15 protein-coding genes and 1 pseudogene are annotated in these 14,112 nt (G+C 72.3%); 7 read left to right on the top strand and 9 right to left on the bottom strand.

Translation table 11 applies throughout. From position 1 onward, the window contains the following. Positions 1-5 precede the first annotated feature (5 nt). The gene (locus EAD89_RS21690; protein ID WP_121677005.1) at positions 6-779 is read right to left on the bottom strand and encodes a 1-acyl-sn-glycerol-3-phosphate acyltransferase; all 774 of its coding nucleotides are present in this window, start codon (positions 777-779) and stop codon (positions 6-8) included. Positions 780-961: 182 nt separating this feature from the next. Between EAD89_RS21690 and EAD89_RS21685 the strand changes: the two genes are divergently transcribed. The 3 genes from EAD89_RS21685 (at position 962) to eis (ending at position 4,663) form a co-directional block, all read left to right on the top strand. Continuing rightward, positions 962-2,374: a cytochrome ubiquinol oxidase subunit I gene (locus tag EAD89_RS21685; protein ID WP_121677004.1), complete on the top strand. Its 1,413-nt coding sequence runs from the start codon at positions 962-964 to the stop codon at positions 2,372-2,374. A 15-nt stretch (positions 2,375-2,389) separates the two neighbouring features. Next, on the top strand, positions 2,390-3,388 hold the full coding sequence (gene cydB / locus EAD89_RS21680) for a cytochrome d ubiquinol oxidase subunit II (RefSeq protein ID WP_121652886.1): 999 nt from the start codon (positions 2,390-2,392) through the stop codon (positions 3,386-3,388). An 84-nt stretch (positions 3,389-3,472) separates the two neighbouring features. Further along, positions 3,473-4,663 carry an enhanced intracellular survival protein Eis gene (eis, locus tag EAD89_RS21675; protein ID WP_199733586.1) on the top strand — a complete coding sequence of 397 codons (1,191 nt, stop codon included), beginning with the start codon at positions 3,473-3,475 and terminating at the stop codon, positions 4,661-4,663. On the opposite strand, the gene EAD89_RS21670 is transcribed toward eis, so the two are convergent. After that, a complete protein-coding gene (locus EAD89_RS21670; protein WP_121677003.1) occupies positions 4,654-5,121 on the bottom strand; it encodes a MarR family winged helix-turn-helix transcriptional regulator in 468 nt (155 codons plus the stop codon). The two genes, eis and EAD89_RS21670, sit on opposite strands and share 10 nt — an antisense overlap. A 96-nt stretch (positions 5,122-5,217) precedes the next feature. Between EAD89_RS21670 and EAD89_RS21665 the strand changes: the two genes are divergently transcribed. Then, a complete protein-coding gene (locus EAD89_RS21665) occupies positions 5,218-5,670 on the top strand; it encodes a MarR family winged helix-turn-helix transcriptional regulator (RefSeq protein WP_121677002.1) in 453 nt (150 codons plus the stop codon). Positions 5,671-5,679: 9 nt separating this feature from the next. Here the strand turns inward: EAD89_RS21665 and EAD89_RS21660 are convergent, their stop codons facing one another. The 3 genes from EAD89_RS21660 to EAD89_RS21650 all read right to left on the bottom strand — a co-directional run bounded on the left by EAD89_RS21660 (position 5,680) and on the right by EAD89_RS21650 (position 7,798). Further along, entirely contained in the window at positions 5,680-6,369 is a 690-nt protein-coding gene (locus EAD89_RS21660; protein WP_121652883.1) for a hypothetical protein, read from the bottom strand. 82 nt (positions 6,370-6,451) lie between these two features. Then, positions 6,452-6,913 carry a peroxiredoxin gene (locus tag EAD89_RS21655; RefSeq protein WP_305034189.1) on the bottom strand — a complete coding sequence of 154 codons (462 nt, stop codon included), beginning with the start codon at positions 6,911-6,913 and terminating at the stop codon, positions 6,452-6,454. A 45-nt stretch (positions 6,914-6,958) separates the two neighbouring features. After that, complete coding sequence (locus EAD89_RS21650) at positions 6,959-7,798, bottom strand: patatin-like phospholipase family protein (RefSeq protein WP_121677001.1); 840 nt, start codon at positions 7,796-7,798, stop codon at positions 6,959-6,961. A gap of 89 nt (positions 7,799-7,887) precedes the next feature. On the opposite strand from EAD89_RS21650, the gene EAD89_RS21645 reads away from it, so the two are divergent. Then, entirely contained in the window at positions 7,888-8,616 is a 729-nt protein-coding gene (locus EAD89_RS21645; RefSeq protein ID WP_121677000.1) for an SDR family oxidoreductase, read from the top strand. A gap of 49 nt (positions 8,617-8,665) precedes the next feature. Here the strand turns inward: EAD89_RS21645 and EAD89_RS31250 are convergent, their stop codons facing one another. From EAD89_RS31250 to EAD89_RS21635, 3 genes are all read right to left on the bottom strand, one after another. Then, the gene (locus tag EAD89_RS31250) at positions 8,666-8,791 is read right to left on the bottom strand and encodes a hypothetical protein (protein WP_255421213.1); all 126 of its coding nucleotides are present in this window, start codon (positions 8,789-8,791) and stop codon (positions 8,666-8,668) included. After that, on the bottom strand, positions 8,788-10,200 hold the full coding sequence (locus EAD89_RS21640; protein ID WP_121676999.1) for an OFA family MFS transporter: 1,413 nt from the start codon (positions 10,198-10,200) through the stop codon (positions 8,788-8,790). Before EAD89_RS21640 ends, EAD89_RS31250 begins: the two co-directional genes overlap by 4 nt. A gap of 179 nt (positions 10,201-10,379) precedes the next feature. Further along, positions 10,380-10,802, bottom strand: coding sequence for a MarR family winged helix-turn-helix transcriptional regulator (locus EAD89_RS21635; RefSeq protein ID WP_121676998.1), 423 nt, complete (start codon positions 10,800-10,802; stop codon positions 10,380-10,382). Positions 10,803-10,947: 145 nt separating this feature from the next. On the opposite strand from EAD89_RS21635, the pseudogene eno reads away from it, so the two are divergent. Next, positions 10,948-12,254 (top strand): annotated as a pseudogene (eno, locus tag EAD89_RS21630) (phosphopyruvate hydratase). 111 nt (positions 12,255-12,365) lie between these two features. On the opposite strand, the gene zwf reads toward eno, so the two are convergent. Beyond that, on the bottom strand, positions 12,366-13,745 hold the full coding sequence (gene zwf, locus EAD89_RS21625) for a glucose-6-phosphate dehydrogenase (protein WP_121676997.1): 1,380 nt from the start codon (positions 13,743-13,745) through the stop codon (positions 12,366-12,368). Between the two features lie 187 nt (positions 13,746-13,932). Between zwf and EAD89_RS30295 the strand changes: the two genes are divergently transcribed. Next, positions 13,933-14,112, top strand: a 180-nt coding sequence (locus EAD89_RS30295; protein ID WP_147458851.1) for a hypothetical protein, incomplete at its 3' end; no start/stop codon positions are given.

The raw sequence follows: 14,112 nt of genomic DNA, 5'->3' as shown, positions 1-14,112 counted from the left end.
TCAGGTCATCCGAGCCGGCGGCGGTGGGACCTGCTGAGGTCGCTGGGGCGGCTGGGGTCGATGTGTCGGGGCCGGCCGGGTTCGTCGGGGCGCAGCGGGGCGAGGCTGTCGGTGAGGGCGTCGATGATCTGGTCGGTGGCCCGGCGGGCGGCGCCGGGGCCGCTGGCGGCCGCCTCCCGCAGGTCGATGGGTGCGCCGAAGTGCACCCGAATCACCGGACGGCGCCACAGCGCGCGGGCGACGCCGCGCAGCATTCCCCGGGGCGCCCGGTAGGGCAGCACCTCGTGGGCGCCCCACTGGGCGACCGGGATGACCGGAGCGGCGCAGGCCAGGGCGAGCCGGGCGGCGCCGGTCTTGCCACGTTCGGGCCATATACCGGGGTCCAGACTGATGCGCCCCTCCGGGTAGATGAGGATCACCGATCCGCCCGCGACGGCGGCGGTGGCGGCCTCCAGAGCCCGGTGCACCGCGTCGGTGCCCCGGTCGACGCGGATGTGCCCGGCGTGGCGCATGAGGGAGCCGAGTACCGGGGCGCGGAACAGCCCGGCCGTCGCCATGATCCGGGGGGCGATGCCGCGGGCCTGGCAGGCGGCGGCCATCACCACGGGGTCGAACGGGCTGATGTGGTTGGCGGCCAGCACCAGCGGTCCGCGGCGCAGGTGCGCGGGGACCTCGCCGGTGACCTCGAGGCGGGCCAGCAGGCCGACCAGGGCTCGGGCCAGCAGTTGGGCGGCGCGCCAGATCAGCGGCGGTTGCCAGGGGGAGTGCGCGGTGTCCATCAGCGCGCCATCGTCGCACGGGGCGGCGGGGCCGCGAGGGCGGGTCGACGGGTTACCCACCGGCCTGGGTGATCAAGGTCATTGGTCCCGGGCCGGTTCGGGCCGCTCGGCCCTGCCCATCCGTCTACGACGAGCAGTAGTATTTACTACGTCTCGTAGTACGCAATGGCTGGGGGTTCCAGGTGGACGCGTTGGACGTCGCCCGCTGGCAGTTCGGTGTCACCACCGTCTACCACTTTCTCTTCGTGCCGCTGACCATCGGCCTGTCCGTGCTGGTGGCCATCCTGCAGACGATGTGGCACCGCACCGGCAACGAGCGCTACCTCAAGCTCACCAAGTTCTACGGCAAGCTGTTCCTGATCAACTTCGCGATGGGCGTGGTCACCGGCATCGTGCAGGAGTTCCAGTTCGGCATGAACTGGAGCGACTACTCGCGCTTCGTGGGCGACATCTTCGGCGCGCCCCTGGCCATCGAGGCGCTGGTCGCGTTCTTCCTCGAATCCACCTTCATCGGCCTGTGGATCTTCGGCTGGGACCGGCTGCCCAAGCGGGCGCACCTGGCCAGCATCTGGGCCGCGGCGATCGGCACGAACCTCAGCGCGTACTTCATCCTCGCCGCCAACTCGTTCATGCAGAACCCGGTCGGCTACCGGATCAACCCGGACAGCGGGCGCGCCGAACTGACCGACTTTCCGGCGGTGCTGACCAACAAGGTCGCCCTGATCACCTTCCCGCACACCCTGGCCGGCTCGTTCCTGGTCGCCGGGTCGCTGGTCGCCGCCGTGGGCCTGTGGCACGTGATCCGTAACCGCGACTCCACCGACACCGGCGCCTACCGCTTCGCCGCGAAGTTCGGCTCCTGGGTGGTCCTGGTCGCCTCCGCCGCCGTGCTGTTCACCGGCGACATCCAGGGCAAGATCATGACCGAGGTGCAGCCGATGAAGATGGCCGCCGCCGAGGGTCTCTACACCACCGAGAGCCCCGCCTCGTTCTCCGTGCTCACCGTCGGCAGCCTCGACGGCAGCCGTGAGGTGTTCGCCCTCAAGATCCCGTACCTGCTGTCGTACCTCGGCACCGGCGACCCCAACGGCACGGTGCACGGCATCAACGACCTCCAGGCCCAGTACGCCACCCAGTACGGCGCTGGCAGCTACACCCCGATCATCCCGGTCACCTACTGGAGCTTCCGCTTCATGATCGCGTTCGGGATGGCCGCCGCGGCGATCGCCCTGCTGGTGCTCTGGAGCCAGCGCAAGGGCCGTACGCCGAGCAGCAAATGGCTGCTGCGCGCGGGGCTGGTCATGCCGGTGCTGCCGCTGCTGGCCAACTCCTTCGGCTGGATCTTCACCGAGATGGGTCGCCAGCCGTGGATCGTCTTCGGCGAGATGCTCACCCGCAACGGCGTGTCCCGCAGCGTCTCGCTGGCCGAGGTGCTCACCTCGTTCACCGCCTTCACGCTGATCTACGCCACCCTCGCGGTGATCGAGGTCAAGCTGCTGCTGCGCTACGCCCGCGCCGGCGTACCCGACGTCAGCGAGACGCCCCCGTCCGACGACACCGACGACGCCGAGCGTCCGCTCGCCTTCGCCTACTGATCACCGGAGCCTGCCGTGGACCTCACCACCATCTGGTTTCTCCTCATCGCCGTGCTCTTCACCGGGTACTTCATCCTGGAGGGCTTCGACTTCGGTGTGGGCATGCTGCTGCCCGTGCTCGGCCGCGACGACCGCGAACGACGGGTCCTGATCAACACGATCGGCCCGGTCTGGGACGGCAACGAGGTGTGGCTGATCACCGCCGGCGGCGCCATGTTCGCCGCCTTCCCCGAGTGGTACGCCACCCTCTTCTCCGGCTTCTACCTGCCGCTGCTGCTGATCCTGCTGGCCCTGATCGGCCGTGGGGTGGCCTTCGAGTACCGGCACAAGCGCCCCGAGGCGTCCTGGAAGCGCCGCTGGGACGCGGCGATCGTGGTCGGTTCGCTGCTGCCGGCATTCCTGTGGGGCGTCGCCTTCGCCAACATCCTGCGCGGTGTGCCGCTGGACGCCGAGCACGAGTACGTCGGTGGCCTGTTCGACCTGCTGCACCCGTACGCCCTGCTCGGTGGCGCGACCACCCTCGCGCTGTTCGTCACCCACGGCGCGGTGTTCATCGCCCTGAAGACCACCGGCGACATCCGTGAGCGGGCGGGCGCCCTCGCGGTGCGCCTGGGCGTCGGCGCCGCCGTGCTCGCGGTCGGGTTCCTGACCTGGACGCTGAGCATCCGCTCCAGCGCGGCGGCCGTCGTGCTCGCCGTCGGCGCGGCCCTCGCCCTGCTCGGTGGCCTCGCCGCCGCCCGGGTACGCCGGGAGGGCTGGGCGTTCACCGGCACCGCCGTGGCGATCGGGCTGGCGGTGGCGACCCTGTTCGCGGCGCTGTTCCCGAACGTGCTGCCGTCCACCCTCGACGCCGCCGGCACGTTGACGGCCACCAACGCCGCCTCCACCCCGTACACCCTGAAGATCATGACCTGGGTGGCGGTGATCTTCACTCCGGTCGTACTGGCCTACCAGGGCTGGACCTACTGGGTGTTCCGCAAGCGGATCGGCGTGGCCAACATCCCGCAACACTGACCGCCCGGGTGCGGGGCCGACGTCGGCTCCGCACCCGGCCGTAATTCGGCGGCCCTTGAAGATCCGTCCCGCTAGGGTGTGCCGATGCCCGCCACCGTGCACGTCCGCGAACTCGCCGCCGACGACCTGGCCGACGCCTGGGAGCTGGGTCGATTCGCCTTCGGGTCCGATCCGCAGCGCCCATCGCAGGCCACCGCCGCGGTGCCCGGCCTGACCCGCTACGGCGCGTTCGACGCCACCGGCCGGCTCGTCGGCAAGGCCGTCGACCTGCACCACGACCAGTGGTGGTCCGGCCGGGCGGTGCCCGCGGCCGACGTCGCCGGGGTGGCGGTCGCCCCCGAGGCCCGTGGCCGGGGCGTGGCCCGCGGCATGCTCACCGCCCTGCTGCGCGGCGCCCGCGAGCGCGGCGCGGCGGTCAGCGCCCTGTACCCGACCGTCGCCGCGCCCTACCGTGCCTGCGGCTGGGAGGCGGCCGGCGTGCTGCGCGCCGTCGACCTGACCACCGCCGTCCTGCCCCGACACCGGCCGGACCCCCGGTTGACCGTCCGCGCCGGCACGCCCGCCGACCTGCCGGCCGTCGCCGCCCTGTACGAGCGGGTCACCCGACACCGCAACGGCCCGCTCACCCGGCGGGGTGAGCTGTTCGACTTCTTCGCCGCCGACGGTGCGCTGCCCGGTGACGCGCTGACGCTCGTCGAGGACGGCGGCGACCTGGTGGGCTACGCCAGCTGGGAACGCGGCCGCGGCTACGGCGCCGACTCCGTGCTGACCGTCGACGAGGCCCTGGCGACCACCGCCGACGCGGCCCGGGAACTCGTCGGCGTGCTCGGCAGCTGGGCCAGCGTCGCCCCGACCCTGCGGCTGTACCCGCTCGACGGCGACGCCGTCAGCACCCACCTGCCGCTGGAGGCGGCCCGCGAACACAAGCGGGACCTGTGGATGCACCGGCCGGTGGACGTCGTGCGGGCCGTCGCCACGCGCGGCTGGCCCGCGTACGCCCGGGGCAGCGTCGACTTCACTCTCAGCGACGAGCTGGCGGACTGGAACACCGGCTGCTGGCGGTTGAGCGTCGCCGACGGCGCCGGGGAGCTGACCCGGACCGGTGGCGAGGCCGACCTGCGGCTGGACGTACGCGGGTTCGCGCTGCTCTACGCCGGCGCCGCCCGCGCCCGGTCGGTCGCCGAGGCGGGTCTGCTGCACGCCGCCGGCGCGGACCCGGGCGCCCTCGACCTGCTGGGCGCCGGGGGCCCGGCGCAGCTGCTCGACTACTTCTGACCGGCCGCCGCGTCGGCGGGGATCGCCGCCAGCTCCGCGTTCGCGCGCTGGGTGACCAGGGTGAGGACCCGGGCGGCGGCGTTCGTCTCGTCGGCCGGCAGGTCGCCGTACAGCCGGGTGGTGAGGCCCGCGACGGCGTCGGCGACGCGGCCCTGCACGGCGTGGCCGGCGTCGGTGAGCCGCACCCGCGGCGCGTCGGTCTGGTCGTCGGGCCGGGCGAGACCGGCGTCGACGAGCTGGGTGATCAGCGTGTGCGCCGCCGGCTCGTCGATCTTGAGGGTGCTGGTGATCCGGTGCACGAGCCCGGTCCGTTCGATGGTGCCGGCGGCGAGGGCGTTGAGGGTGAGCGCGTGGCCGAAGCTGATCCCGAGCGGGGTGACGGCCCGCTCCAGCAGGGCCCGGGTGGCGTAGTGGGCCTGGCCGATGACCTGGCCGTTGAGGGTGGGAACGGTGGACATGACGCCTCCTTCTTAACGTTGGCCTTGCCAACGTTGGTGAGGCCAACGTAACACGGATCGTGGGTCGGGCCAACGATTACTGCTAGGCTGCGGCCCATGGAGTCCACCGGCCCGCAGTCACCCGCCGGCCTGCGCACCACCCCGAGCTGGCTGCTCAACCAGACCGCCAGCCACGCCGCCCGCCTGATCAGCGAGGGCTTCGCCGCCCACGAGCTGCGCGGCTACCACTACCGGCTGCTGGCCGCGCTCGCCGAGAGCGGCCCCGCCAGCCAGGCCGACCTGGGCCGACGCTGCGGCATCGATCGCAGCGACGTCGTGGCGGCCATCAACGACCTGGCCGGTCGAGGGCTCGTCGTGCGAGCCCCCGACCGGGCCGATCGCCGCCGCAACGTCATCAGCCTCACCGAGGCCGGCGCCGACGAGGGACGCCGGATGGCCGAAACCGTCGAGCGGGTCCAGCAGGACCTGCTCGCCCCGCTGACCGCCGCCGAACGTGACCAGCTCACCCGGCTGCTGACCCGGCTGCTGGAACACCACAGCCGGACCTGACCCGACCGGTCAGCGGGCCTCGCGCAGCTCCGCCAGCCGCGCCTCGATCTCGGCCAGCTCCGCGCGCAGCTTCTCCGCCTGCTGCTCCGCCTCCGCCCGCTCGGTGCCGAGGATCTGCTCCACCGCCTCCTGCACCCCCGGCACGTCGACCAGCGCCACCATCTTCAACGCCTCGGCCGGCTTCACCACGTACGGCTTGGCCAGGGCCTTGCTGCCCTGCTGCGCGGCGACCGTCCACTCACCCTCGGCGTACGCCAGCGTCACCGTCAGGCCCGCGGGCCCCTTCGGCTTCACGGCCTTGGCCGCCCGCCGTGCCGGCGCCTTCTCCACCTGCTCCACCTTCGGCTCCTCCCGCCGCGGCGTCGGCACCCGCGGCGTGTCCAACACGAACTCCGGCTCCGCCACCGCGGGCGGCTGCTCCTGCGTCGGCGGCTCCGGCTTCGGCTCGGCGACCCGACGACCGGCGCCCTTCGGCGCCACCGCCAGATCAGCGGGAGAGAACGGCAACTCGTCGCGACCGAAGCGCACCACCACGAACTCGTCGGACACCTCGGGATCGGTCAGCTCGACCACCTGGCCGACCTGACCGGCGATCTGCCCCGCCGATGCGGTGAACACCACCCTGGGCCGGCGGCCCGCCGCCAACGCATCCCGCAGGCTCTGCACCTCGTCAGTGGACAAACCCTGGCCGGCATCCATCACAACCCTCTTCCGTACACCTGTTTGATTGCTGTCTTGATACCAGCCGGCTGCGACACCCGCCGCAGGGGGCTCACGCCGCTCAGCCGCCCAACGCCCGCAGCGCCCGGTCGGCATGGTCGTTCATGCTGACCTCGCTGTGGATCACCTCGATGACCCGCCGGTCCGCGCCGATCACGAACGTCATCCGCCTGGTGCTCAACGGACCCAACGGCAGCCGCCGGCGCACCCCGAACCGCTGCGCCACCGTCCCGTCCTCATCCGACAGCAGGGGATAGTCGAAGCCGTGCAGCGTGGCGAACTCCGCCTGCCTGGCCACGCTGTCGCGGCTGATGCCCACCCGCGACGCGCCGACCGCCGCGAACTCCGCAGCCAGGTCCCGAAAGTGGCAGCTCTCCGCCGTGCAGCCCCGGGTCATCGCCGCCGGGTAGAAGAACAGCACCACCGGCCCCGAGGCCAGGAACTCCGACAGCCGCCGTGGCGTGCCCGTCTCATCGGGCAGCTCGAAGTCCTCCACCACGTCGCCGACACCCACACCCGCCACCGCGCACCTCCGTTGTCGGACCAGACAGGCGGTGAGCGTAAGCGATCACACCCAGAGGGCCGCCACCTCGTCCGCCACCACCGCGGCCTGCGCCCGCCCGGCCCGCGCGGATCCCGCCCGGCGCGCCGGGTCCAGCACGTTGCGGCCGATCGCCTTGCGCGCCGCCGCGTCCGGCGTCACCACCGCCACCCGCGACCCGGCCGCCCGCAACCCGGCCACCTGCGCCGCCAGCCGTGGCATCGGCCCGAACGCCCCCGACGTCGGCGCGATCACCAGCACCCGTCGCGCGCCGGCGGCCAGGTCGGCGTTCACCGCCGAGCGCATCCCGCCGTCGACGAAGCGGCGCGCGCCGATCGTCACCGGCGGCCACACCCCGGGCACGGCGCAACTGGCACCCACGGCGTCCACCAGGGACACCGCGCTGTCGCCGCCGTCGAACACCACGAACTCGCCCGAGGACGCGTCGACCGCGGTCACCAGCAGCCGCCGTTCCGGCCACCGGGCCGTCGGCAGTCGGGCCTCGATGACGGCGCGTCGGGACGCCTCCGACGGGGTACGCGCCGCCAGCGCCATCGCGCCGATCCGCGCCCGTGCCCGCACCGGGTCGCGGGTCCGGGCGCCGGCCCACACCATCCGCGCCAGCACCGCCACGCCCAGCCGCGCGGCCAACTCGCCCGACGGCGGGGCCAGCTGCGCCTCGTACAGCTGCTCCAGCGGCACACCCGAACACACCTGCGCCCCGACGACCGAGCCCGCCGACGTGCCCACCACCAGATCCGCGTCGGCCACCGGCACACCCCGTTCGGCGAGCCCCGCCAGCAGTCCCAGCTCCCAGGCCACGCCCGTGACCCCGCCACCGCCGAGCACCAACGCCCGCTCCTGCATGTGACTCTCCTCTCGACGACCGACCCGCGCCGGTCACGGTAGCGTCGGCGCGACCGGTACGCGGCCCCAGGAACCCAGCGGGAGGCACCATGACACCTGTCACCGTCATCACCGGTGGTGGCCGTGGCATCGGCGCGGCCACCGCCCGCCGGCTCGCCGCAGCCGGTCACCACATCGCCCTGTGCTACCGCCGCGACGACGCCGCCGCCGACGCGGTCCTGGCGGATCTGCGGGCCACCGGTGTGCGGGCCGTCGCGGTACGCGCCGACACCACCGACCCGGACCAGGTCGACGCCCTGTTCGACGCCGCCGCGCAGCTCGGCCCGCTCACCGGCCTGGTCAACAACGCCGGGGTCACCAGCCCCATCGGGCCCTTCACCGAGCTGCGCGTCGACGACCTGCGCCGGGTCGTCGACGTCAACCTCGTCGGCTACGTGCTCTGCGCCCAGCAGGCCGCCCGCCGGTTGACCGACGGCGGCGCGATCGTCAACGTGTCGTCCGCAGCCGCCACCCTGGGCAGCCCGGGGGAGTACGTGCACTACGCCGCCGTCAAGGCCGCCACCGACACCCTGACCATCGGCCTGGCCAAGGAGCTCGCCGGGCGCGGCATCCGGGTCAACGCGGTCGCTCCCGGCATCGTGCGCACCGACATCCACGCCGACTCCGGTGTGCCGGACCGCCCCGACACCGCCGTCGGCCGCATCCCGCTGGGTCGTGCCGGCGAACCCGACGAGATCGCGGCGGCCATCGCCTGGCTGCTCGGCCCGGACGCCTCGTACACCACCGGCACGGTGCTGCGCGTTTCCGGTGGCCTGTGACCGACCCGGCTGGTGGGTGCCGCGATGCGCGCGGCACCCACCCCGGATGTCAGTGGGTGAACAGCTTCGCCGCCGTGATCGCCGTCTGCGCCACCCCGTAGCCCAGCAGCGCCGCCACCACCAACCAGGAGATCCACAGCCGGGCCTGCTGCCCCTGCCGTCCGTTCTCGCTCATCGGGTGCCACTCCTCTCCGCCGTCACCGGCGTCGTGTCCTCGTCGGCGGTCGGCGGCTCGTGGAACCGCGCCGGCACCGGCCGGATCAGCAGATTCGCCACGAAGCCCACCGCCAGCACGCCCACCATCGTGAACAGCGCCGGCCGGTACGCCGCCGCGGTCAGCGTGCCCGGTTCGCCCTGCGCGTCGAGGAACCCGTTGACGATCAACGGGCCCGCGATCCCCGCCGCCGACCAGGCGGTCAGCAGCCGACCGTGGATCGCGCCCACCTGGAACGTGCCGAACAGGTCCCGCAGGTACGCCGGCACCGTGGCGAACCCGCCGCCGTAGAACGACAGGATCACGCAGGCCAGCAGCACGAACAGCCCCGTGGCCGTCTGCCCGATCAGGGCCAGCAGCGCGTACAGCACCATTCCGACGCCCAGGTAGACCATGTAGATCGGCTTGCGGCCGATCACGTCCGAGGTGGACGACCAGGCGAACCGGCCGGCCATGTTGAACAGTGACAGCAGGCCCACGAACCCGCCGGCTGCCGCCACCGACACCGCCGACGTGCCGTTGTCCCGGAAGAAGTCCTGGATCATCGGGCTGGCCTGTTCCAGGATCCCGATGCCGGCCGTCACGTTGCAGAACAGCGCCACCCACAGCAGCCAGAACGACCGGGTCTTGACCGCGTTGGCCGCCGACACGTTCTCCGTGGTGACCAGCGGCTTGGCGGCCACCGTCGCCGGGTCGAAGCCGGCCGGGCGCCAGTCCGCCGCCGGCACCCGCACGTTCGCGACCCCGAACATCATGATCACGAAGTAGCCCAGGCCGAGCGTCACGAACAGCCAGACCAGCGCGTTGCCCGACGCCGTCGATCCGGCGTTGGCCGGGTCGTAGCCCGGGTCGTAGAACGACAGCAACTGCCGCGACAGGGGAGAGGCCACCATCGCCCCACCACCGAACCCCATGATCGCCAGGCCGGTGGCCAGGCCGGGGCGGTCCGGGAACCATTTGATCAACGTGGAGACCGGGGAGATGTACCCGATCCCCAGACCGATGCCGCCGAGCAACCCGTACCCCAGGTAGAGCAGCCACAGCTGCTTGGTGGCGATGCCCAGTGAACCCACCAGGAATCCCGCCGCCCAGAAACAGGCCGAGACGAACATCGCCTTACGCGGCCCGTTCGCCTCCACCCAGGTCCCGGCGACCGCGGCGGACAGACCCAGCATCACGATCGCGATGCTGAAGATCACCCCGATGGCGGTCTGGCTGGTGTCGAAGTGGGCGATCAGCGAGTTCTTGTACACGCTGGTCGCGTAGACCTGGCCGATGCAGAGGTGGATGGCCAGCGCCGCGGGGGGTATGAGCCAGCGGCTGTACCCGGGTGGCGCGACGGTGTGCCGACGATCGAGCGCGGAAAGCATGAGCTGCTTCCTCTCCGAAGCGGACGAGAAACCTGCCCATCACTTCCCCACACCGCAGGGCTGGAGCAAACCTCACCGTCGCCGGACGGTCGCTCCGGTGAGCTGAGCGGTCAGTCAGCACCGTGGACGTCCGGATGGAGCGCCGCCGGGGGGCGTGCTCCCGACGGGCGAGCGTCGCCCTAGCGGGTGGCGAGCCGCTCCAGCAGGGCGGCGCTGCGTGCCAGCAACGCCCGCTCCTCATCGGTGAGCTCGGCCTCGATGGCCTGCGCGAGCCAACCGGCCCGGCGGCCACGCTCGGCGTCGAGCGCGGCCCGGCCCGCGTCCGACAGCTCGACCAGTGACTTGCGGCGGTCGGTGGGGTGCGCCCGGCGCGTGACCAGGTCCTGTTCGATGAGCAGCCCCACCGCCCGGGCCATCGACTGGGGGCGTACGCGCTGGTCGGCGGCGAGGTCGCTGGTGGTCATGGCGCCGTCGCGGTCGAGTGCGCCGAGCACGGCGACCTGGCCCAGCGGGATGCGGTCCTCGTGTCTGACGCGTCGGGTGAGTTTGCCCATCGCGGTGCGCAGTTCAGCGGCGATGGCGGCGGCTTCCGAGGTGGGCATGGGACACCGTACCCGATGGTCAGCAGAGCTGTACACCTGGCCTGTACAGCAACACTGAACAGCATTGCTGTAGGTTTTCGGTGTCGGGCTCAGCGCCAGCGTTGTCGCAGCCGGGCCCGGCACACGACAACGGGGAGGAACTCCCATGTCCGCACAGCACGGTGGAACCGTCACCGCCGCCATCGAGACCGTCACCGCCCGCCGGATCATCGACAGCCGGGGCAACCCCACGGTCGAGGTCGACGTCGTCCTGGCCGACGGGTCCCTGGGTCGCGCGGCTGTCCCCTCCGGCGCCTCCACCGGTGCCCGCGAGGCCGTGGAACTGCGCGACGGAGACGCCGCGCGCTGGCACGGCAAGGGCGTCGACCGCGCGGTAGCCAACGTCAACGGGGAGATCGCGGCGTGCGTACGCGGCCGGGACGCGGCGGACCAGGCCGGTCTCGACGCCGCGCTGGTCGCCCTCGACGGCACCGCCACGAAGTCCCGGCTCGGCGCCAACGCGATCCTCGGCGTCTCCCTCGCCGCCGCGAAGGCCGCCGCGGCGGCCCACCGTCAGCCCCTCTACCGCTACCTCGGCGGCGCCGACGCCCACCTCCTGCCGCTGCCGATGATGAACATCGTCAACGGCGGCGCCCACGCCGACAATCCGCTGGACTTCCAGGAGTTCATGATCGCGCCCGTGGGCGCGGACACCTTCGCCGAAGCCGTCCGCATGGGCAGCGAGGTCTTCCACACCCTGCGCCGCGACCTGCTGGCCGCCGGGCACTCCACGGGCGTCGGCGACGAGGGTGGCTTCGCGCCGGCGCTGCGGACCGCCGAGGAGGCGCTGGACTTCGTGCTGGCCGCCGTCGAGCGCACCGGCTACCGCCCCGGCACGGACATCGCCCTGGTCATGGACCCGGCGTCGTCGGAGTTCTTCCGCGACGGCGTGTACGACTACGCGGGCGAGGGGTCCGCCGCACCCCCTTGGAACAGGCCGACTACCTCGCCAAGCTCATCGACGCCTACCCGGTCGTCTCCATCGAGGACCCGATGGCGGAGAACGACCTGGACGGCTGGCGCGAGCTGACCGCCCGCGTCGGGGACCGCTGTCAGCTCACCGGCGACGACGTGTTCTGCACCAACGAGACGCTGCTGCGCGAGGGCATCCGCACCGGTGTCGGCAACTCGGTCCTGGTCAAGGTCAATCAGATCGGGACCCTGACCGAGGCGCTGTCCGCGGTGGCCACGGCCCACCAGGCGGGCTGGACGGCGGTCATGTCGCACCGATCGGGCGAGACGGAGGACACCACCATCGCGGATCTGGCGGTGGCGACCGGCTGCGGTCAGATCAAGACCGGCTCGCTGTCCCGCTCCGACCGCACGGCGAAGTACAACCAGCTGATCCGGATCGAGGAGGAGCTGGGCGACTCGGCGCGCTTCGCCGGCCGGGCGGCACTGCGTCGGGCGTGAACAAGCGGCAGAGGTAGCGGCCACGCGGGCCCTCCCGATGGTGACCGGGGGCCCGCGTGCGCCGCGACGACGATCCTGGTCCGCGTCGGACCGGCGAGCCGGCCGCGCCCGCTAGCGCAGGTGCGGGGTGTGCCAGCCGCCGGCGAGGGCGTCGGCGTCCGCCGGACCCCAGGTGCCCTTGTCGTACGGCCGCACCGGCGCCGCCAGGTCCAGGATCGGTTCGACGATGCGCCACTCCTGCTCGATCGTCTCCTCGCGGGCGAACCGCAGGTGCTGCCCGTCCATCGCGTCGTCGAGCAGACGCTCGTACGCCTCCTGACGGTGACCGAGGGCCGCGCCGAAGTCGACGGACAGGTCCACCGGACGGCTCGCCACCTCGGCGCCGGGGCTCTTCGCCTGGATCGACATCGTGATGCCGTCGCCGCGACCGAGCCGGAACCGCAACAGGTTCGCGGTGACGGCGGCCCCGCCCTCGGCCCGTACGAGGGAGCGCTGCGGCTGCTTGAACTCGACCACGACCTCAGTCGCCGTCCCCGGCAGGGACTTGCCGGTCCGCAGGTAAAAGGGCACACCTGCCCAGCGGGGGGAGTTGATTGTCAACCGGGTCGCCACGAACGTCTCCGTGTTCGAGTCCGGCCGCACGCCCGGCTCGTCGCGGTAGCCGACGTACTGCCCCCGCACGGTGGATTCCGGCGACAGCGGCTCGATCTGCCGCAGCACGGCGACCTCCGCCGCGCGGAACGCGTCGGTGGTGTCGGCGGCCGGCGGCTCCATGCCGATCAGCGCGACGACCTGAAGGATGTGGTTCTGGAGCACGTCGCGGGTCGCGCCCACGGTGTCATAGAAGCCGGCGCGGCCCTGGGTGCCGAAGCCCTCGGCGAGCGTCACCTGGATGTTGTCGATGTGCTCGCTGTTCCACAGCGGCTCGAACAGCCGGTTGGCGAACCGGAAGGCGTAGAGGCCCTCGACGGCCTCCTTGCCGAGGTAGTGGTCGATGCGGAACACGCGCTCCGGGTCGAACGCCGCGCGCAGCGTGCGGTCCAACTCGTGGGAGGACTCCACGTCACGCCCGAACGGCTTCTCCACGATCACCCGGCCCCGCTCGGCCAGACCGGCCGCCGCCAGGCCCTCGACCACGGAGCCGAACACCGCCGGGGGGATCGCCAGGTAGAAGATCGGTCGCTCGGTGCCCCGCAGGCGCTCCGCCAGCCGCTGGTACGTCACGGGGTCCGCGTAGTCGCCGGAGATCATCGAGAGGTTGCGCGCCAGCGCGTCGAAAATCTCGTCGTCGATCTGGTCGTTCGCCTCGGCGACCGACTTGCGGGCGGTGGTGACGAGTTGCTGGTCATCCCAGGGGGATCGGGCCACGCCGATCACCGGGACGTCGAGGCGGTCGCGCCGGGTCAGCTCGTACAGCGCCGGGAAGAGCTTCTTCGAGACGAGGTCTCCCGTGACGCCGAACAGCACTACCGCGTCTGAGCGCACGTGCATGGCACTTCCATCCGATCGAGTGAACCTGATCTTCCCATCGGTGAACCCTCCGGGCCATCCCGGCATTCCCCGCCGACCTGCCGGGTGAGGACAGCGACAGGGCCGCGCCGGATACGGCGCGACCGGCCTGGACGATAAGGAAGGTTTACAGTCCAGGGGCGGCGCGGGTAGCGTGCGGGTCTGATCGATGACCACCGATCGTAACGAAGGCCTGGAGGTACCCGTGCGTCGCCGACACACCATGACGCGGCTGCTGGTCATAGCCGCCCTCGGACTGCCGATCGTCCTGCCCGGCGCCCCGGCCGTCGCCGCGCCGACCGCCCCGGCCCGCCACCTGGACGACGTGGTCCCCGCGCCCGTCGAGACC

This window comes from Micromonospora sp. BL4 (assembly GCF_003667505.1).
GTDB lineage: Bacteria > Actinomycetota > Actinomycetes > Mycobacteriales > Micromonosporaceae > Micromonospora.
This window is presented reverse-complemented; position numbering and strand designations above follow the sequence as displayed.